This window comes from Streptomyces sp. NPDC053673, assembly GCF_055585225.1.
Genome location: NZ_JBVJKN010000042.1, coordinates 31692 through 50183 on the forward strand (window position 1 = coordinate 31692; position 18492 = coordinate 50183).

The following is an 18492-nucleotide window of genomic DNA, read 5'->3' on the forward strand; positions in this document are numbered from 1 at the left end:
TGTCAGGAAGGGCTCGGAGACGGCAGCGGGCCCACCGTCGGCAGCGCCGTGTCGGGGCGTTCTTTGGCCGTCCGGGTGCAGCGGTAACCGTGCGGCGCGTACTCCCCGGGGCCGCCCAGGATCACCGACCCGCCCGCGGCCGCCGCCTCGCTCTCCGCGAAGGTGCACACGATCTGCGCCAGCGCCGCCGACGGCAGATCCTCGGGCTGGCGGCTCAGCCGCAGCGTGCCCTCAGGATCGCTCTCACGCGGCGGTGAGACGGTCAGCGGGCCCCGCACAAGCGTGGTGAACCCGGCCTCCCGCTCGGTCTGCGACGGCTCCTCCAGCAGCTCCCCGAGGAGCGCCTGAGCGACCCGCACCCGGGTGCCGGCCTTCTCCTCGGCGATCGTGACCGTACGGTCCACCGCCTGCAGCGCCGACGCGCACACCAGATACACCCGCACCGGCACCTGCGGCTGCGTCTGGGTGGCCGTCTCCTTGCCGGACAGCGTGCACGGCACCCGCGACGGCGCCGGCCCGGCGTCGACCGGCACCGTGGTCGTCCGGATCCCGCAGCCCGCGGCGGCGGCCGCGACCGTGACCGCACCCACGAGCGCCAGAGCCGTGCGACGGATCCGCGACGCGGCGGAACCCCGGTCGCGTGCCACGGCCGGCCCGCCTGCCACGACCGGGCCCCCGGCCATGCCCAGGGGCGCCCGGTGCGCCTGCCCGTTCCGTACGGTCACTGCGCGTCGCCTGCCTCTCCCCGCTCGTCGTCCTGCCCCCGGCCGCCCCGGCCGCGAGCGTCCGGGGTGATGTCCGACGCGTCCCGGGGCAGCCGCAGGACGAACACCGCACCGCCGTCGCCGTCCGTGGAATTCGCCGCCGAGATCCCGCCGCCGTGGATCAGCGCGTTCTCCATCGCGATCGACAGCCCCAGGCCGCTGCCCTCGGACCGCGGCCGCGAGGCGCTCGCCTTGTAGAAGCGGTCGAAGACGTGCGGCAGGACGTCCTCGGGGATACCGGGCCCGTGGTCCCGTACCTCGATGACCAGCTCCTCGCCCTCCATCCGCACGGCCACCCGCACCGGCGAGCCGCCGTGCTTCAGCGCGTTGCCGATGAGGTTCGCCAGTATGACGTCGAGGCGGCGCGGATCGAGGCGGGCCATGATGCCGCGCTCCGCGTCCAGCTCGACCGCGTCCAGCCAGGCCCTGGCGTCGATACAGGCGGTGACCTGGTCGGCGACATCGACGTCGTCGAGGACGAGCCGCGCCGTACCCGCGTCGAAGCGGGTCACCTCCATCAGGTTCTCCACCAGGTCGTTGAGGCGCCGGGTCTCGCTCACCACCAGCGCCACGGCGGGCGCGATCATCGGGTCGAGGCTCTCCTGCTCGTCCTCCAGGACCTCCGTCACGGCGGTCAGCGCGGTCAGCGGCGTACGCAGCTCGTGCGACATGTCGGCGACGAACCGGCGGCTGGACTCCTCCCGCGCGCGCATGTCCGCGACCTTCTTCTCCAGCGACTCCGCCGCGTTGTTGAAGGTCCGTGACAGCTCGGCCAGCTCATCCGTGCCGGAGACCTGCAGCCGCGTGTCCAGCTGGCCCTCGCCGAGCTGCCGGGCCGCCTGACCCAGGCGCTGCACGGGCTTGAGTACGGTCCTCGCGGCGGCCTGCGCGAGCAGCGCCGAGCCGAGGAGCGCCAGGGCCGTGGCGATCCCCAGCGACCAGGCGAGCGAGTTCAGATCCTGCCGCTCCTGGTCGAGGGACTTGAACATGTACCCCGTCGGCCCGCCGCCCGCGACTCTCGTACCGCCCACCAGGTAGGGCGTGTTGCCGCGCGTGGTACGCACCCAGAACAGATGCTGCCGCTCGCTCACCGCGTCCCGCAGCGACGCCGGTACGTCGTCGAGCGTGAACGTGTCCGGGTCGGACGCCCCGACGATCGGCTTGCCCGCCGCCCGCTCGCCGAGCAGCAGCACGCTGTAGCCGGCGTTGCCGCTCGCCATCTGCTCCGCGGTCGTCTGCAGTTCGCTCTCCGTCGGGCGCGCCGGCATGGACGCGGCCCGGTTCTGCATCTCCCGCCGGAAGTCGCCGAGCGCCGCGTCCTGCGTGCGCGTCAGCACGGCCTCGCGGTTCAGCCAGTACGCGATCCCCGAAGCGGACACGGCGGCGGTCAGCGCGACCATGCCGAACACGACGACAAGCCGCAGTCGGAGGCTGGTCCAGCCAAGTCCGGCGAGTATCACCCGCTTTGCGGCGCTCGTCTTCGCAGCATCACTCACTGAGGAGCGTCCAGTCTGTAGCCCACTCCTCTGACCGTGCGGATCAGCGTCGGCGAGGACGGTACGTCCTCCACCTTCGCCCGCAGCCGCTGCACGCACGCGTCCACGAGACGCGAGTCACCCAGGTAGTCGTGTTCCCACACCAGGCGGAGCAGCTGCTGGCGCGACAGGGCCTGGCCGGGACGGCGGCTCAGCTCCAGCAGGAGACGCAGCTCCGTCGGCGTGAGCTGCAGATCCTCGCCGTTCTTGGTGACCGTCATCGCGGAGCGGTCGATCACCAGTGAGCCGAAGGCCGCCGAGTCCGTGGACTCACGCTCACCCCGCCGCAGCACCGCCCGGATCCGGGCATCCAGCACGCGCCCCTGCACCGGCTTGACGACATAGTCGTCGGCCCCGGACTCCAGGCCGACGACGACGTCGATGTCGTCGCTGCGCGCGGTCAGCAGAATGATCGGCAGCTGGTCGGTGCGCCTGATCCGCCGGCACACCTCGAAACCGTCGATGCCGGGCAGCATCACATCCAGCACGATCAGATCCGGCCGCTGCTCACGGAGCAGTTTCAGGCCGTCCTCGCCCGTCGCCGCGGTGGCCACACGGTGGCCCTGGCGTGACAGCGAGAGTTCGAGGGCCGTGCGGATGGCGTCGTCGTCCTCGATCAGCAACAGGAAAGGCACAGAGGCCATTCTGGCCCATGGGGCCCTGGGAGTTCGACAGTCGGTGCCGTCCGGCTCGACTCCTCCCTCTCTCCGCCCCTCTTCCCGTCTCTCTCCCCACCCCTGTGACAGGCCTGTGACAGTCGGCGGACACCGGTGTGAAGTCCCCTCGGCAAGCTCTTTCTGCACAGGGACCGAAGCACAACTCCAATCGGCGGGAGGCGCGAGATGAACGCACTGCACAGCACCACCTCAAGCGCAGTTGTCACGCGTCTCCACGACGTCGTGCGGAACACCGAGAAGTCCGGCGCCGTGAACGGGCGGGGGTGCGTTCGCGGCGCCGGGCGTCAGCACAAGCCGTCGTACATGACGGTCGTTGACGCGAAGACCGAGGGTGAGCACAGCGAACACTCCGAGGCCGCGGACGCCGAAGCGGCGTTCACCGCCTACGTGCAGGAGCGCCGCGCCTCGCTGTACGCGACCGCGTACCACCTGACCGGTGACCGGTACGAGGCGGAGGACCTGCTGCAGAGCGCGCTGTTCTCGACGTACCGGGCCTGGGACCGGATCAGCGACAAGGCGGCGGTCGGCGGCTATCTGCGCCGCACCATGACGAATCTGCACATCAGCGCCTGGCGCCGGCGCAAGATCGACGAGTACCCGACCGAGGAGCTCCCGGAGACGGTGGGCGACACGGACGCGATGCGCGGCACGGAGCTGCGGGCGGTGCTGTGGCAGGCCCTCGCCCGGCTGCCGGAGCCCCAGCGCACCATGCTGGTGCTGCGCTACTACGAGGGTCGTACGGATCCGGAGATCGCGGAGATCCTGGACATCAGTGTCGGCACGGTGAAGTCGAGCATCTGGCGGTCGCTCCGCCGGCTGCGTGAGGACGAGGCCCTCAGCTTCGGCTGTGACGAGGAAGAGTCCTTCGGCCAGCTGGTGGCCTGAAGGCGGCGGGGGGACCACGGGGGGAACGGGGATCACGGGGGATCCACGGGGGGATACGAAGCGGGGCCGGACAAGACCGGGGGGGGCTTGTCCGGCCCCGCTTCACGTCCGGGTCCGAGCCCGCGCCCGGGACCGAGAGCCCCGGGGCCGTCCCGCCGTCGCGGGGGTGTGTGGCACCCCCGCGTACCCGCTACGCCGCTTCGCTCGTCGCGGGCATCCGGCGGCAGCGGCCCGCCGCCGCGGCCGCGAGCCGGCCGAGCGCCTCGTCCTTGCCGCAGGGGTGGGCGCCGAGGGCTGCCTGACGGGCCACGATGCCGCGCTCGGCGCGCATCAGGCGCCAGCCGCGCCGCACCAGGAAGGCGACGGACTTCCGGCCTTCGCGCAGATCACGGAGGAACCGGCGGCGGAAGGTGGTCGAGGGGCGGCCGCGCAGGCACAGTGCGTCGGCGAGCACGCCGAGCTCCTGGCAGCGGCTCACGATGTCGGCGGCGAAGATGCCTTCGGCGACGAACAGCGGAGTGCGGTCGATGTCGATGGTTTCCCGGCCCGTCCGGGAGCTGGTGGCGATGTCGTACACGGGTACGGTCGTCCGTCCCGTGCGGCACAGCTCCGTGACGGCCGCGACCGCGGCGTCGGCGTCCCAGGAGCCGGGGGAGTCCCAGTCGATGTCCGCGCTGTCCGGGATCAGCGGGAGGGTGGGGTCGTCGCCCTCCTTGTAGAAGTCGTCGAGGCGCAGCACCGGGAGGCCGGAGCGAGCGGCGAGGGACGACTTGCCGGAGCCGGAGGGCCCGGCGAGCAGGACGACGCGTGTCGGCAGGGGTTGGGAACTCACGGGACACCAGTGTGAGGCATTGACCCGTGCAGGGGACCCCCGGGAGGTCCGGTTGGTATCCAGCATCACATGAGAACTACGCTGCGTGCTTTCCCGGTTACTCGTCAGACAGGATTCTCATGGCACGTCACAAATTGCTCAGGGCGGCCGGTCTCACCCTCACGGCGGTGGGCGCGGCACTCGGCGGTGGGGCCGGCGCGGCCCAGGCGGCGTCGGTGGGCGACGTCGAACCGGCGGCGTCCGCGCAGGCCCTGGCGGACACGGTCGGCTACGTGAGCGCGCCGGTCCAGCACATTCCGCTGAATCCGCTCGCGAACACGGGGGTGGATCCGCTGAACAACGGCGTCGGCACCCAGGTCGCCGACTTCCAGCCGGTCGACTCGCGGTCACTCACCGGCTCTCTGGCGACCGCGCAGGACGTCCCGGCCGCCGGTCCGCTGCTGGGCGGCGTCATCCCGGGGTGAGCGGGCCCACCACAATGGCGACGGGCCCGCGGGGAGCTCCCCGCGGGCCCGTCGGCGCACATCAGTACGCGGAGCCGGACGCGCCCAGCGAACCCGTCGGGTGCCAGACCGTCTTCGTCTCCAGGAACGCGGTCATCCGGTGCGTGCCCGGGTCCGCCGACCAGTCCTCGGCGCGCGGGCGCAGCACCCGCTTGAGGTTGTCAGCGGCCGCGACCTCCAGCTCCTTGGCGAGCTGCTCGTCGGCGCCCGTCAGGTCGATCGCGTTGACGTCCTGGTGGGCGGCGAGCGGAGCCGCGATCTCGGCCGTGCGGCCGGACAGGATGTTGACGACGCCGCCGGGGAGGTCGGACGTGGCCAGCACCTCGCCGAGCGACAGCGCGGGCAGCGGGGCCTTCTCACTGGCGATCAGCACGACCGTGTTGCCGGTCGCGATCGCCGGGGCGATCACGGAGACCAGGCCCAGGAACGACGACTCCTGCGGGGCCAGGACCGTGACCACACCGGTCGGTTCGGGCGTGGACAGGTTGAAGAACGGGCCGGCGACCGGGTTCGCCCCGCCCACGATCTGGCCGATCTTGTCGGTCCAGCCCGCGTACCAGACCCAGCGGTCGATCGCGGCGTCGACGACCGCACCGGCCTTGGACTTGGACAGCCCTTCGGCCTCGGCGACCTCGCGGACGAACTGGCCCCTGCGGCCCTCCAGCATCTCGGCGATGCGGTAGAGAATCTGGCCGCGGTTGTACGCCGTCGCTCCCGACCAGGCGCCGAACGCCTTGCGGGCCGCGACGACCGCGTCACGGGCGTCCTTGCGGGACGCCAGCGGGGCGTTGGCCAGCCAGTTGCCCTTTGAATCGGTCACCTCGTACACCCGGCCGCTCTCACTCCGGGGGAACTTGCCCCCGACGTACAGCTTGTAGGTCTTGAAGACGGACAGACGCGTCGACTCAGACATCGAGGTAGGCCTCCAGACCGTGGCGGCCGCCCTCGCGGCCGAAGCCCGACTCCTTGTAACCGCCGAAGGGCGAGGTCGGGTCGAACTTGTTGAAGGTGTTGGCCCACACCACACCCGCGCGGAGCTTGTTCGCCACCGCGAGGATGCGGGAGCCCTTCTCCGTCCAGATGCCCGCCGACAGGCCGTACTGGCTGTTGTTGGCCTTGGCGACGGCCTCGTCCGGCGTACGGAACGTCAGCACCGACAGCACCGGGCCGAAGATCTCGTCGCGGGCGATGGTGTGTGCCTGCGTGACGTTCGTGAACAGCGTCGGGGCGAACCAGTAGCCGGAGGAGGGCAGCTCGCACGGCGTGGACCAGCGCTCGGCGCCCTCGGCCTCGCCGGTCTCGGCGAGGGCCGTGATCCGGGCCAGCTGCTCGGCCGAGTTGATCGCGCCGATGTCGGTGTTCTTGTCCAGCGGGTCGCCGAGGCGCAGGGTCGCCAGACGGCGCTTGAGCGAGTCGAGCAGCTCGTCCTGGATCGACTCCTGGACCAGCAGACGCGAACCGGCGCAGCAGACCTGGCCCTGGTTGAAGAAGATGCCGCCGACGATGCCCTCGACGGCCTGGTCGATGGGGGCGTCGTCGAAGACGATGTTGGCGCCCTTGCCGCCCAGCTCCAGGGTGAGCTTCTTCTTCGTGCCCGCGACCGTACGAGCGATCTCTTTGCCCACGGCGGTGGAACCGGTGAAAGCGACCTTGTCGACGTCGGGGTGGGCGACGAGAGCCGCACCTGCGTCTCCGTAACCGGGGACGATGTTGACGACACCCTTGGGCAGGCCTGCCTGCCGGCAGATGTCCGCGAAGAAGAGCGCGGACAGCGGGGTCGTCTCGGCCGGCTTCAGCACCACCGTGTTGCCGGTGGCGAGCGCCGGGGCGATCTTCCAGGCCAGCATCAGCAGCGGGAAGTTCCACGGGATGACCTGGCCGGCCACGCCCAGCGGGCGCGGATTTGGACCGTAGCCCGCGTGGTCGAGCTTGTCGGCCCAGCCCGCGTAGTAGAAGAAGTGCGCCGCGACCAGCGGGAGGTCCGCGTCGCGGGTCTCCTTGATCGGCTTTCCGTTGTCCAGGGTCTCCAGGACGGCCAGTTCGCGCGAGCGCTCCTGGATGATCCGGGCGATCCGGAAGAGGTACTTGGCGCGCTCGGAGCCCGGCAGCGCGGACCACTTCTCGAAGGCCTTGCGAGCGGCCTTCACGGCCCGGTCGACATCCTCGGCGCCGGCCTGGGCGACCTCGGACAGGACCTCCTCGGTGGACGGGGAGACCGTCTTGAAGACCTTGCCGTCGGCGGCGTCGGTGAACTCGCCGTCGATGAAGAGGCCGTACGACGGGGCGATGTCGACGACCGACCGCGACTCGGGTGCGGGTGCGTATTCAAATACCATCGTGATCAGTCCACCGTCACGTAGTCGGGGCCGGAGTAGCGGCCGGTCGCCAGCTTCTGGCGCTGCATCAGCAGGTCGTTCAGCAGGCTGGACGCGCCGAAGCGGAACCAGTGGTTGTCCAGCCAGTCCGCGCCCGCGGTCTCGTTGACCAGCACCAGGAACTTGATGGCGTCCTTGCTGGTGCGAATGCCGCCGGCGGGCTTCACGCCCACCTGTACTCCAGTCTGCGCCCGGAAGTCGCGGACGGCTTCGAGCATGAGCAGGGTGTTCGCCGGCGTGGCGTTGACCGCGACCTTTCCGGTCGACGTCTTGATGAAGTCGGCCCCGGCGATCATGCCGAGCCAGGAAGCGCGGCGGATGTTGTCGTACGTGGAGAGCTCGCCGGTCTCGAAGATGACCTTCAGGCGGGCCGCGCCCGCGGCCTCCTTCACGGCGCGGATCTCCTCGAACACCTTCAGGTACTTGCCGGCCAGGAAGGCGCCGCGGTCGATCACCATGTCGATCTCGTCCGCGCCCGCGGCGACGGCGTCACGGGTGTCCGCGAGCTTCACGTCGAGGGCGGCGCGGCCGGCCGGGAAGGCGGTGGCGACGGAGGCGACCTTGACGTCGGCGCCGCCCAGGGCGGCCTTCGCGGTGGCCACCATGTCGGGGTAGACACAGACGGCTGCCGTCTGCGGGGACGTACGGTCGGTCGGGTCGGGATTGACGGCCTTGGCGGCGAGCGCCCGGACCTTGCCCGGGGTGTCCGCGCCTTCCAGCGTCGTCAGGTCGATCATCGAGATGGCCAGGTCGATGGCGTACGCCTTGGCCGTCGTCTTGATCGAGCGGGTGCCGAGAGACGCGGCGCGCGCTTCCAGGCCGACAGTGTCGACCCCGGGCAGCCCGTGCAGGAAGCGGCGCAGTGCGCTGTCGGACGTGGTCACGTCAGCGAATGCAGGTGCAATGGTGGGCATGGTCACCAGACGAGCATATCTACGCGCGTAGCAACCTGTACAGAGGGCCGCCGGGACTCGTCATTCGGTGCGCCGGGCGCATGGGGCAGAATCGGGAGCATGACGAGTCCCGAGCAGCCGCCCTCCGAGCCGGCCTACGCCGACCGTGTCTACCGTTCGCCCATGGCGCTCGTGGGCGGAGTGCTGCTGCTCGCGCTCACCGTCTGGATCGGCGGCGACGCGGTGGTCCGGGGCGAGGGGCGCACGCCCTGGCTCGGTCTGACGGGGCTGCTGGTGCTGGTGCCGGTGATCGTCGCGTTCACCCTGCGGCCCGCCGTGTTCGCGGGCGAGGACAGGCTCCGGATCAGGAACCCGTTCCGCACGATCACCCTGCCCTGGGCGTCCGTCGCGGATGTGCGCGCCGGGTACTCCAGCGAGGTCACCACGCAGGAGGGCGCGAAGTATCAGCTGTGGGCCGTGCCGGTCTCGCTGCGGCAGCGCAAGCAGGCCGCACGCCGTCAGGCGATGGCGGCCCGGGGTGACCGTGGCCGCCGTGCGCCCGTGAACGCCGCGGTCGACCCCGCCGTCGACACCGACGCCGGCGGCGCGTCCTGGCAGGCGCCCGCCGACCGGACGATCGCCGAACTGCGCGAGCTGGCCGAGCACGGCGCCACGCGTCCGAGCGCCAAGGGCGAGCCGCAGGTGCGCTGGGCGTACGAGATCCTCGGCCCGGCCGTCGTGGGTGCGGTCGCTTTCGCGGTACTGCTCGCCGTCGCGTGAGCCGCTTTGCCCGGCCGTGCCGGGCGAACCTGACCGCTTCGCCGGCCGCGTGCGGCCGGACACGGGAATCCATCCAGCCACCTCAGCCGGACCCGACACCCGCGTTCACGGTTCTTACGGCGGCCCCTTCCACACCAGCAGCATGTACGCCCCGAACCACGCCGACGACAGCGCGGCCCCGCCCAGCACCAGCAGCACCACCGGTCGCCGTGCCCGTCCCACCGCCGCCGCTATCGGCAGCAACAGCGGGAAGGCGGGCATGAGGAACCTGGCGCGCGGGAAGTAGACGCCGCCGCTGCCGAGGACGACGAGCAGCATCACGCCCGTGAAGACGAGCAGCACCAGCGGCTGCCGGTCCGTCAGGCACAGCAGATACAGCCCGGTGGACACGATCAGCACCAGCGACACGACCACCATCAGCAGCTGCGGGGTGGCGTCGTACACGACGTTCTTCCGGATCTCGGCCAGGGTGACCGTCCCGCCGTCCCACTCGTTGCGCCACAGCTTCTGTACGGCGAGGTAGCCGTCCCAGCGCCCGACCCGCAGGCCCACCCAGGCGACGTAACCGCCCCACCCCAGCGGCGCGATCAGCGCGCCCGCGAGCGCCCGGCGGTCCCGGGTCCGTACGAAGGCCACCAGCCCGGCCACCGCGACCGCCGCCGCGATCGCGACGCCCGTCGGCCGGGTCAGACCGGCCAGCGCAGCCAGCGGGCCCGCCCACAGCCAGCGGCCGCTGAGCGCCGCGTACAGGGACCACGCCGCGAGCGCCGTGAACAGCGACTCGGTGTAGCCCATCCACTGGACGATCGCGACGGGCAGCGCGCCCCACAGGACGGTGAGCACGGTTCCCGTACGCCGCCCGTGCAGCTGGTCGCCGACCGCGAAGATCCCCCACGCGGCGACCAGCGACGAGACCATCGCGATCACGAGCGCGACGGAGGCACGGCTGCCCGGAGTCACCCCCGCGACGGCCTTCACCAGCACCGGATAGAGCGGGAAGAACGCCAGATTGTTCGCGTCGAACGCGGTGCCGAGCTCGTGCGCGTACCCGTGGTCGGCGATCCCCAGATACCAGTTGGAGTCCCATGACGTGGCCAGCGCCGGCCAGACGCCGTGCCCCTTGAGATGCGTCCACCGGGCGAGCACGAGCAGCCCGGTCAGCCGTACCGCCAGATAGCCGACCAGTGCCGGCGCGGCTCGGCCCAGCGCTTGGAGCAACCGGTGATCCGCTCCCGGTACGCCGCCGCCTCCCGGGACGGGTGGCCGACGGGAGGCGGGGACAGCGGCTCGGTGTGTGGCGGTCGGGGGCACTGCGGCAGCTCCAGTGACTCGGCATGCGCTACCGGGTCACCTTGGCCCGTGGCTCCGCCGAGGGCACGGGCCGCTGCGTCAACTGCCGTACGGGAATCACCCGCACGGGGATCGGCGCGCCGGGCCCGTGCCGCTGTTCCGCCGGGCCCGTACCGCCGTACCGCCGTACCGCCGTACCGCCGTACCGCCGTACCGCCGTACCGCCGTACCGCCGTAACGTCAGATGCCTGCCGCCTCCGCCAGGTCGCGCTTGACCGCCGCGAGAACGTCCGCCGCACGGCCCCGGGCAGCCGCCAGCTCGCTCGCTTCGGCGACCGGGACCACGACCTCCAGGTAGCACTTGAGCTTGGGCTCCGTGCCGCTCGGGCGGACGATGACGCGCGCCTTGTACTCGCCCTCCAGGTAGTACCGCAGACCGTCCGTCGGCGGCAGCTGCTCGGTGCCCTTCGTCAGATCCTCCGCCGAGACGACCTGCAGCCCGGCCAGCAGGACGGGCGGCTGCTCGCGCAGCCGGCGCATCGCGTCCGCGATGATGCTCAGGTCCTCCACGCGCGCCGACAACTGGTCGGTGGCGTGCAGCCCGTGCTCGATCGCGAGATCGTCCAGCAGGTCCGAAAGCGTACGGCGGTGCTCCTTGAGCTCCGAGGCCAGCTCGGCGACGAGCAGCGCGGCGGTGATGCCGTCCTTGTCGCGTACGCCGCCGGGGTCGACGCAGTAGCCGAGAGCCTCCTCGTATCCGTACCGCAGGCCCTCGACGCGCGCGATCCACTTGAAGCCGGTCAGCGTCTCCTCGTAACCGAGCCCGGCGGCCGCCGCGATACGCCCGAGCAGCGACGACGACACGATCGACTCGGCGAACGTGCCCCGTGCGCCCTTGTGCACGAGATGCGCGGCGAGCAGCGCGCCGACCTCGTCACCGCGCAGCATCCGCCAGCCCCCGGCGACGCTGTCGTCGGGTACGGCGACGGCGCAGCGGTCCGCGTCCGGGTCATTGGCGATGACGATGTCCGGCTGGGCCTCGCGGGCCGTCGCGAAGGCGAGGTCCATCGCGCCCGGCTCCTCCGGGTTGGGGAAGGCGACCGTCGGGAACGCGGGATCGGGCTCGGCCTGCTCCTCGACGAGCACCGGAGCGGGGAAACCGGCCCGCTCCCACGCCGCCAGCACCACGTCCTTGCCGACGCCGTGCATGGCCGTGTAGACGACGCGGGCGGTCCGGGGGGAGCGGGGGCTCAGGACGGCGTCCGTACGCTCCAGATAGGCCTGCAGAACCTCGTCCCCGAGGGTCTCCCAGCCGTCGCCCGGGCGCGGTACGTCGTGCAGGCTGCCCACCGCCTCGATCTGCGCGGCGATCTCGCCGTCGGCCGGCGGCACGATCTGCGAGCCGTCGCCGAGGTAGACCTTGTAGCCGTTGTCGCGCGGCGGGTTGTGGCTGGCTGTGACCTCGACGCCGGCGACGGCGCCCAGGTGCCGTATGGCGTACGCGAGGACGGGGGTCGGCAGCGGGCGCGGCAGCACGGCGGCACGCAGGCCGGCGCCGGTCATGACGGCGGCGGTGTCGCGGGCGAAGTCCGCGGACTTGTAGCGGGCGTCGTAGCCGATGACGACGAGGCCGCCGGTGTGGCCCTGGGCCTTCAGGTACGCCGCGAGTCCCGCGGCGGCGCGGATGACCACGGCGCGGTTCATCCGCATCGGCCCGGCGCCGAGCTCCCCGCGCAGCCCGGCCGTCCCGAACTGCAGCGTTCCGGCGAACCGGGCGGCCAGCTCTGCCGTGTCCTGAGCCTCGACGAGCTTGCTCAGCTCGTCCCGGGTCTCCGCATCGGGGTCCTCGGCCAGCCAAGCCTGGGCCCGCGCGATCAGGTCCTGCGCCACGGTGTGCCTCTCTGATGTCGTTGTGAGCGTCATGGGCGTCATGGGCACCATGAGGGTCATGGGCGTCACGAGGGTCATGAGCGTCTGCGTGCCCGGTTACGCCTACCCGCTCCGGGCCCGGGGTGCGTGCCTGCCTGCGGGCTTGTGGGCGCAAGCCACTGGGCACGGCAACGAGCTGCCGCAGGGGCGGGGCGCGGGCCCGGTTCCGGGAAGGGGCGGGGTGGGGGAAACCGCCACCGGCCGCCTCATGCGCCCCGCGCCGCGGGGGGCCGGGGCGTCAGCCCCTGACCATGAGATCCGCTTGATCCGCTGGATCCGCTTGATCCGTCAGATCCGCGCCAGGACCTTGGTCAGCAGCTCACCCATCCGCGCCGCCGAGTCGCGCCCCGCCTGGAGCACTTCCTCGTGGTTCAGGGGCTCGCCCGACAGACCCGCGGCCAGGTTCGTGACGAGGGAGATGCCCAGCACCTCGGCACCGGCCTCGCGGGCGGCGATCGCCTCGAGAACCGTGGACATGCCGACCAGGTCGCCACCCATCACACGGACCATGTTGATCTCGGCCGGAGTCTCGTAGTGCGGGCCGGGGAACTGGACGTACACGCCCTCCTCCAGCGACGCGTCGATCTCCTTGCACAGCGACCGCAGCCGCGGCGAGTACAGATCGGTAAGGTCCACGAAGTTCGCGCCGATGATCGGGGACGCCGCGGTCAGGTTGATGTGGTCACTGATCAGGACCGGCTGGCCGGGGCGCATGCCCGCGCGCAGGCCGCCACAGCCGTTGGTGAGGACGACGGTCTTGCAGCCCGCGGCGACGGCGGTGCGCACACCGTGCGCGACGGCGGCGACGCCGCGGCCCTCGTAGTAGTGCGTACGGCCGAGGAAGACGAGCGCGCGCTTGTCGCCGATCTTGTACGAGCGGACCTTGCCGCCGTGACCCTCGACCGCCGGCGGCGGGAAGCCGGGCAGCTCGGTGACCGGGAACTCGGCCTCGGGCGCACCGAGGGCGTCGACGGCCGGCGCCCAGCCGGAGCCCATCACCAGGGCGACGTCGTGGGTCTCGGCGCCCGTGAGCTCGCGCAGGCGTGCGGCGGCGTCGGTGGCCGCGGCGTGGGGGTCCGGGTGGGTAACAGAAACGTTCACAAGAAGAGGGTAGCCCGAGAAACCCTACGCGCGTAGATGACGATGCTCACGACTCCGTGACCCTTCCCTCGTCGTAAAGCACAAGAGCGATCCCAAGAGCGATCCCAAGAGTGATCCGCGGGAGCGACGCACGGGACCGACCCGCGAGACCGACGCAGGAGAGCGGCGGCGGCACTGGAGCGATGCGCAGGAGTGGGCGCGGGGGAGCCCGCGCGCTCGCGTCAGCAGGGACGCTTGCGCAGCTCCATCACATAGTCGTGCGGGGCCCCCGCCGACTCGGCCGCGTCGGCCAGCTCACCCAGATAGCGGGCCGAGGGCAGCCCGCCCTCATAGCCGTTCAGTACGTACACCCAGGCGGGCTCCTCGCCGTCCAGGGTGTGCACCCGCACGCGCATCCGCCGGTAGATGTCCAGACCGACACCCTCCCAGCGGTCCATGGAGTCCTCGTCCAGCGGGGCGATGTCGTACAGCGCGACGAAGACCTGGGAACGCGGGGCCTCCACGATCGTGGCCAGCGCGCCTTCCCAGCCCATCTGCTCGCCGCCGAACGTCAGCCGCCAGCCGTTGAGCCAGCCCGTGCTGCGCAGCGGGGAGTGCGGAGCGCGGCGGGTCATCAGCCGCGCGTCGAGGTTGCCGGCGTACGCGGCGTAGAGCGACATGGGATCGAGGGTACGGGAGGGGAAGCGGTGACCGCCCGTCCCGATCCGCGGGGCCTAGTGCCGCGACCGGCAATGTTTGCCCGTCGAGGAGCGTCGTCCGGTGCGTGCCATCGCAAGGCGGCCGGAAGTCCTTGTAGCGGAGCTACCAGGGCTTTTGGCCAACGCAGCGAGGGTGCGTGCCGGGCTGCGCGACAGGGCAAAGCTTGCCGGGAGGGGCACTAGGTCACAGGCAGGTACGAAGGCCCCGGCGCGAAGCAGGTTGAAGCGTGCGGGACAATGGGTCCGACGGACCACCCGGCAGAGCGAGAGCGCGAGGCGTAACCCCAGTGACCCGGATCGTGATCATCGGTGGCGGACCCGGCGGATACGAGGCGGCCCTGGTGGGCGCCCAGCTCGGCGCGGAGGTGACCGTCGTCGACTGCGACGGCCTCGGCGGAGCGTCCGTACTCACCGACTGCGTACCCTCGAAGACCCTGATCGCCACCGCCGAGGTGATGACGAACTTCGACTCCTCGCACGAGGAGCTGGGCATCATCGTCGCGGACGACACCCCGCACATCGAGCAGGCCGCCCGGATCGTCGGCGTGGACCTCGGCAAGGTCAACCGACGCGTGAAGCGGCTCGCGCTCGCGCAGTCCCACGACATCACGGCGTCGGTCACCCGGGCCGGCGCCCGCGTCCTGCGCGGCCGCGGCCGGCTCCAGGGCCGGCAGGCCATGGACGGCTCCCGCCAGGTCGTCGTCACCGCCGCGGACGGCACCGAGGAGACTCTCACCGCCGACGCCGTACTGATCGCGACCGGCGGTCACCCGCGCGAGATCCCCGACGCGCAGCCCGACGGCGAGCGCATCCTGAACTGGACCCAGGTGTACGACCTCAATGAGCTCCCCGAAGAGCTGATCGTGGTCGGCTCCGGTGTCACCGGCGCCGAGTTCGCCGGCGCGTACCAGGCGCTGGGCTCCCGGGTCACCCTCGTCTCCTCCCGCGACCGCGTGCTCCCGGGTGAGGACCCCGACGCCGCCGCGGTCCTGGAGGACGTGTTCCGGCGCCGCGGCATGAACGTCATGGCCCGCTCCCGCGCCCAGTCCGCGAAGCGCGTGGGCGACCGCGTCGAGGTCACTCTGGCGGACGGCCGGGTCATCTCCGGTACGCACTGCCTGATGGCCGTCGGCGCGGTCCCCAACTCCGCGGGCATGGGCCTGGAGGAGGCCGGCGTCCGCCTCAAGGAATCCGGCCACATCTGGACCGACAAGGTGTCCCGCACCTCGGCGCCCGGGGTGTACGCGGCCGGCGACGTCACCGGCGTCTTCGCCCTCGCCTCCGTGGCGGCGATGCAGGGACGTATCGCCATGTACCACTTCCTGGGCGACGCGGTGGCCCCGCTGAACCTGAAGACGGTCTCCTCGAACGTCTTCACCGACCCCGAGATCGCGACCGTCGGCTACACCCAGGCGGACGTCGACGGCGGCGTCATCGACGCCCGGGTCGTCAAGCTGCCGCTGCTGCGCAACCCGCGCGCCAAGATGCAGGGCATCCGGGACGGCTTCGTGAAGATCTTCTGCCGCCCCGGCACCGGCATCGTGGTCGGTGGAGTGGTCGTCTCGCCGCGCGCATCGGAACTGATCCACCCCATCTCGATCGCGGTCGACAACAACCTGACGGTCGAACAGATCGCAAAGGCTTTCACCGTGTACCCGTCGCTGTCGGGCTCGATCGCGGAAGTCGCACGTCAGTTGCACACGCGCAAGGCGGCGGGCGAGGCGTAACGCCTGAGGGGCGGTCGCGGCCTGCGGCCGGCCGGGGCAATCCCGGCAACCCGGGAGGTTCGCGGGAGGTCTCCATACCACTTGGGGGACCTCTCCGTGCGCAACTTCCCTTATTCGGCGCAAAGTGCTGAAAGGTATCGGCTGCTGGGGTTACTGTCAGTTTCGTGTTCGCTGCAGAACGTCGTCAATTGATCCTCGAAATGGTGCGTGCCAACGGGGCCGTGTCGCTCCGTGAGCTCGCCCGTGTCGTCCAGACCTCCGAAGTAACCGTACGGCGGGACGTGCGGGCACTGGAGGCAGAAGGACTCCTCGACCGCCGGCATGGCGGTGCGGTACTGCCGGGCGGGTTCACGCGAGAGTCCGGCTTCCCGCAGAAATCCCATCTCGCGACCGCGGAGAAGACGGCCATCGCCGACGCAGCCGCGAGCCTGGTCGAAGAGGGCGAGGCCATCGTGGTCGGCGCGGGGACGACCACGCAGGAGCTGGCCCGCCGGCTCGCGCGGGTACCCGGGCTCACCGTGGTCACCAACTCCCTGCTGGTGGCCCAGGCGTTGGCACACGCCAACCGGGTCGAGGTCGTCATGACCGGCGGCACGCTGCGTGGCTCGAACTATGCGCTCGTCGGCAGCGGGGCCGAGCAGTCGCTGCAGGGCCTGCGGGTCTCCCGGGCCTTCCTCTCCGGCAGCGGGCTGACCGCCGAGCGCGGGCTGTCCACGTCCAACATGCTGTCGGCGAGCGTGGACCGTGCGCTGGTCCAGGCGGCGGCGGAGGTCGTGGTGCTGGCCGACCATACGAAGCTGGGCACCGACACGATGTTCCAGACGGTGCCCACGGACGTGATCACCCGTCTGGTGACCGATGAGCCGCCCCCGCACGACGACCGCGCGCTGACGGAGCTCCAGGCCTTGGCGGACCAGGGCGTCCAGGTCGCGGTGGCCGGAACGGCCGTCGACACGGGCCGCCCACGTCGCGAGGTCCCCCTCCCGGGCCAGCGCCGCACCCACCCGGGCCCGTCCCTCCGCCCGGCCGCGGCCCTGGCGGCGGACCAGCCCGACCGCCCCCGCGTGGCGGACCTCCGCCGCCGCTGACCCAGGGCGGGGCCGAATCGGACCCCCCACTGCCCGCACTCGGCATCCGAGCCGGACCTGGGCCGAAGCGGACCCACCCCCCACGGTCCGCAGTCGGGAGACGGGCCCGGGGCGGGGCCGTGCAGGGTCGGCCCCGCAGGGACCGGCGGAAGTACCGGACGATCCCGCGGTACCGGGCAACACGCCGGTCCCGAGGAGTCGAGCCCGGAGGGGCCCCGCACCGCCACTCACCGGCGCACCCCGAGCCCGTCTGGGGGTCCCCCCACGCCGCAGGGCGTAGGGGGAGTTTGAGGACGGACACACCCGGACGCCGCCACGGCACCGGGCAACACAGGCCGCCCGGACCGCGCCGGGCACACCGTCACCGCACCCCCGCCGGAAGCGCACCGCACCGGGCAACCCCGACAACCCGCAACCCCGCCGGAAGCGCACCGCACCGGGCAACCCCGACAACCCGCAACCCCGACAACGCGCCACCTCCGGAGGGGCTACGCCTTCAGCCCCCGCAACGTCAGCATCAGCAAGCGGTCCGCGAGTTCCGGGTCGTCCGGATCCTGCTCCGCGGCCAGCGCGATCGCGTTTGTCAGCTGCATGAGGTCACCGATCGAGACGTCGTCCCGCACGGCCCCGGCAGCCTGCGCACGCGACAACAGACGGGCCCCCGCCTCCCGTAGCGGCACGCTGCACTGCGACAGCGCCGAACTCGCGTCGTGCGACGCCGACATGAGCGCTCGCGCGACGCCGCGATACTCACCCGCATGAGTGACGATGGCACGCAGCCACTCCACCAGCGCCCCGCACGGCTGCTCCGCCGAAGCCAGCTCCCTCGACCGCTCCAGCAGCGTTTCGAGCGCCTCCTGGAAGACCGCGTTCATCAGGGCGTGCCGGTTCGGGAAGTGCCGGTACAGCGTCCCGATCCCCACCCCCGCCCGCCTCGCGACGTCCTCGAGCGACGCGTCCGTGCCGTGCTCGGCGAACGCCGCACGCGCCTCGACGAGCAGCCGCTCGTAGTTGCGGCGCGCATCGGCTCGCATCGGCCGTGGCGCGCCGCCTGCCGCGCTCGCTCCCGTACCGGCTGCCGTACCCGCTGCCGCACCAGCCGCCGTACTCGTCGTCATGGCATCCAGCATGCCATCGGCGGTCCGGAGGACTCCTCCGGACGCACGTGGGGCCCGCCGGGTGATACCGGCGGGCCCCACACGTACACGTACGTACCTCAGTACGTCACCGCGTCACCGCGTCACGACGTCAGTCCTTGATCTCGCAGATCACCGCGCCGGACGTCAGCGACGCACCCACTTCCGCGTTGAGCCCCTTGACGGTGCCGGAGCGGTGGGCGTTGAGCGGCTGTTCCATCTTCATCGCTTCGAGGACGACGACGAGGTCGCCCTCGTTGACCTGCTGGCCCTCCTCGA

At 71.6% G+C, this 18492-nt stretch carries 18 protein-coding genes; 5 read left to right on the forward strand and 13 right to left on the reverse strand.

Translation table 11 applies throughout. The features are described 5' to 3' along the window. Window positions 1-2: 2 nt before the first annotated feature. Genes ACZ6ZQ_RS34360 through afsQ1 form a run of 3 tightly spaced genes read right to left on the reverse strand, consistent with a single transcriptional unit; the run spans window position 3 to window position 2934 of the window. On the reverse strand, window positions 3-683 hold the full coding sequence (locus ACZ6ZQ_RS34360; RefSeq protein ID WP_469772450.1) for a hypothetical protein: 681 nt from the start codon (window positions 681-683) through the stop codon (window positions 3-5). A gap of 38 nt (window positions 684-721) precedes the next feature. Further along, the gene (locus ACZ6ZQ_RS34365) at window positions 722-2260 is read right to left on the reverse strand and encodes an ATP-binding protein (RefSeq protein WP_469772434.1); all 1539 of its coding nucleotides are present in this window, start codon (window positions 2258-2260) and stop codon (window positions 722-724) included. After that, a complete protein-coding gene (gene afsQ1, locus ACZ6ZQ_RS34370; protein ID WP_338672405.1) occupies window positions 2257-2934 on the reverse strand; it encodes a two-component system response regulator AfsQ1 in 678 nt (225 codons plus the stop codon). Before afsQ1 ends, ACZ6ZQ_RS34365 begins: the two co-directional genes overlap by 4 nt. A gap of 207 nt (window positions 2935-3141) precedes the next feature. Here afsQ1 and ACZ6ZQ_RS34375 point away from each other — a divergent pair, with 207 nt between their 5' ends. Next, complete coding sequence (locus ACZ6ZQ_RS34375; protein WP_469772435.1) at window positions 3142-3861, forward strand: SigE family RNA polymerase sigma factor; 720 nt, start codon at window positions 3142-3144, stop codon at window positions 3859-3861. A gap of 190 nt (window positions 3862-4051) precedes the next feature. Here the strand turns inward: ACZ6ZQ_RS34375 and ACZ6ZQ_RS34380 are convergent, their stop codons facing one another. Next, window positions 4052-4759 (reverse strand): uridine kinase, encoded by a 708-nt coding sequence (locus tag ACZ6ZQ_RS34380; protein ID WP_469772436.1) that lies wholly within the window; start codon window positions 4757-4759, stop codon window positions 4052-4054. Between the two features lie 53 nt (window positions 4760-4812). Between ACZ6ZQ_RS34380 and ACZ6ZQ_RS34385 the strand changes: the two genes are divergently transcribed. Then, a complete protein-coding gene (locus ACZ6ZQ_RS34385) occupies window positions 4813-5157 on the forward strand; it encodes a hypothetical protein (RefSeq protein ID WP_469772437.1) in 345 nt (114 codons plus the stop codon). Window positions 5158-5218: 61 nt separating this feature from the next. On the opposite strand, the gene ACZ6ZQ_RS34390 is transcribed toward ACZ6ZQ_RS34385, so the two are convergent. The 3 genes from ACZ6ZQ_RS34390 to deoC are packed head-to-tail and all read right to left on the reverse strand — an operon-like array spanning window position 5219 to window position 8485. Continuing rightward, a complete protein-coding gene (locus ACZ6ZQ_RS34390; protein WP_469772438.1) occupies window positions 5219-6109 on the reverse strand; it encodes an aldehyde dehydrogenase family protein in 891 nt (296 codons plus the stop codon). Then, the gene (locus ACZ6ZQ_RS34395; RefSeq protein WP_469772451.1) at window positions 6102-7538 is read right to left on the reverse strand and encodes an aldehyde dehydrogenase family protein; all 1437 of its coding nucleotides are present in this window, start codon (window positions 7536-7538) and stop codon (window positions 6102-6104) included. Before ACZ6ZQ_RS34395 ends, ACZ6ZQ_RS34390 begins: the two co-directional genes overlap by 8 nt. Beyond that, entirely contained in the window at window positions 7538-8485 is a 948-nt protein-coding gene (gene deoC, locus ACZ6ZQ_RS34400; protein WP_469772452.1) for a deoxyribose-phosphate aldolase, read from the reverse strand. Before deoC ends, ACZ6ZQ_RS34395 begins: the two co-directional genes overlap by 1 nt. Window positions 8486-8584: 99 nt before the next feature. Between deoC and ACZ6ZQ_RS34405 the strand changes: the two genes are divergently transcribed. After that, window positions 8585-9244 carry a PH domain-containing protein gene (locus ACZ6ZQ_RS34405; protein WP_469772439.1) on the forward strand — a complete coding sequence of 220 codons (660 nt, stop codon included), beginning with the start codon at window positions 8585-8587 and terminating at the stop codon, window positions 9242-9244. Window positions 9245-9358: 114 nt separating this feature from the next. Here ACZ6ZQ_RS34405 and ACZ6ZQ_RS34410 read toward each other — a convergent pair whose 3' ends face one another. The 4 genes from ACZ6ZQ_RS34410 to ACZ6ZQ_RS34425 all read right to left on the reverse strand — a co-directional run bounded on the left by ACZ6ZQ_RS34410 (window position 9359) and on the right by ACZ6ZQ_RS34425 (window position 14223). Beyond that, on the reverse strand, window positions 9359-10555 hold the full coding sequence (locus tag ACZ6ZQ_RS34410; protein WP_469772440.1) for a mannosyltransferase family protein: 1197 nt from the start codon (window positions 10553-10555) through the stop codon (window positions 9359-9361). Between the two features lie 219 nt (window positions 10556-10774). Next, complete coding sequence (locus ACZ6ZQ_RS34415) at window positions 10775-12424, reverse strand: phospho-sugar mutase (protein WP_469772453.1); 1650 nt, start codon at window positions 12422-12424, stop codon at window positions 10775-10777. Between the two features lie 327 nt (window positions 12425-12751). Continuing rightward, window positions 12752-13564: a purine-nucleoside phosphorylase gene (locus ACZ6ZQ_RS34420; RefSeq protein ID WP_469772441.1), complete on the reverse strand. Its 813-nt coding sequence runs from the start codon at window positions 13562-13564 to the stop codon at window positions 12752-12754. A gap of 221 nt (window positions 13565-13785) precedes the next feature. Further along, window positions 13786-14223, reverse strand: a complete 438-nt coding sequence (locus ACZ6ZQ_RS34425) for a gamma-glutamylcyclotransferase family protein (protein WP_469772442.1) — start codon at window positions 14221-14223, stop codon at window positions 13786-13788. 326 nt (window positions 14224-14549) lie between these two features. On the opposite strand from ACZ6ZQ_RS34425, the gene ACZ6ZQ_RS34430 reads away from it, so the two are divergent. Together ACZ6ZQ_RS34430 and ACZ6ZQ_RS34435 are read left to right on the forward strand one after the other, a co-directional pair. Next, window positions 14550-15989, forward strand: a complete 1440-nt coding sequence (locus ACZ6ZQ_RS34430) for an NAD(P)H-quinone dehydrogenase (RefSeq protein WP_469772443.1) — start codon at window positions 14550-14552, stop codon at window positions 15987-15989. A 164-nt stretch (window positions 15990-16153) separates the two neighbouring features. Next, window positions 16154-17077 (forward strand): DeoR/GlpR family DNA-binding transcription regulator, encoded by a 924-nt coding sequence (locus ACZ6ZQ_RS34435; RefSeq protein WP_469772444.1) that lies wholly within the window; start codon window positions 16154-16156, stop codon window positions 17075-17077. Window positions 17078-17565: 488 nt separating this feature from the next. On the opposite strand, the gene ACZ6ZQ_RS34440 is transcribed toward ACZ6ZQ_RS34435, so the two are convergent. Further along, entirely contained in the window at window positions 17566-18111 is a 546-nt protein-coding gene (locus tag ACZ6ZQ_RS34440; RefSeq protein ID WP_469772454.1) for a TetR/AcrR family transcriptional regulator, read from the reverse strand. Window positions 18112-18325: 214 nt separating this feature from the next. Then, window positions 18326-18492 (reverse strand): acyl-CoA carboxylase biotin carboxyl carrier protein subunit (locus ACZ6ZQ_RS34445; protein WP_469772455.1); only part of this gene is annotated, 167 nt, incomplete at its 5' end.

Bases quoted from the DNA above. Each gene is read 5' to 3' on its own strand.
- ACZ6ZQ_RS34360 (WP_469772450.1), bottom strand. From the start codon at position 683: ATGGCCGGGGGCCCGGTCGTGGCAGGCGGGCCGGCCGTGGCACGCGAC.
- ACZ6ZQ_RS34375 (WP_469772435.1), top strand. From the start codon at position 3,142: ATGAACGCACTGCACAGCACCACCTCAAGCGCAGTTGTCACGCGTCTC.
- ACZ6ZQ_RS34380 (WP_469772436.1), bottom strand. From the start codon at position 4,759: ATGCTGGATACCAACCGGACCTCCCGGGGGTCCCCTGCACGGGTCAAT.
- ACZ6ZQ_RS34385 (WP_469772437.1), top strand. From the start codon at position 4,813: ATGGCACGTCACAAATTGCTCAGGGCGGCCGGTCTCACCCTCACGGCG.
- ACZ6ZQ_RS34390 (WP_469772438.1), bottom strand. From the start codon at position 6,109: ATGTCTGAGTCGACGCGTCTGTCCGTCTTCAAGACCTACAAGCTGTAC.
- deoC (WP_469772452.1), bottom strand. From the start codon at position 8,485: ATGCCCACCATTGCACCTGCATTCGCTGACGTGACCACGTCCGACAGC.
- ACZ6ZQ_RS34405 (WP_469772439.1), top strand. From the start codon at position 8,585: ATGACGAGTCCCGAGCAGCCGCCCTCCGAGCCGGCCTACGCCGACCGT.
- ACZ6ZQ_RS34425 (WP_469772442.1), bottom strand. From the start codon at position 14,223: ATGTCGCTCTACGCCGCGTACGCCGGCAACCTCGACGCGCGGCTGATG.
- ACZ6ZQ_RS34440 (WP_469772454.1), bottom strand. From the start codon at position 18,111: ATGCGAGCCGATGCGCGCCGCAACTACGAGCGGCTGCTCGTCGAGGCG.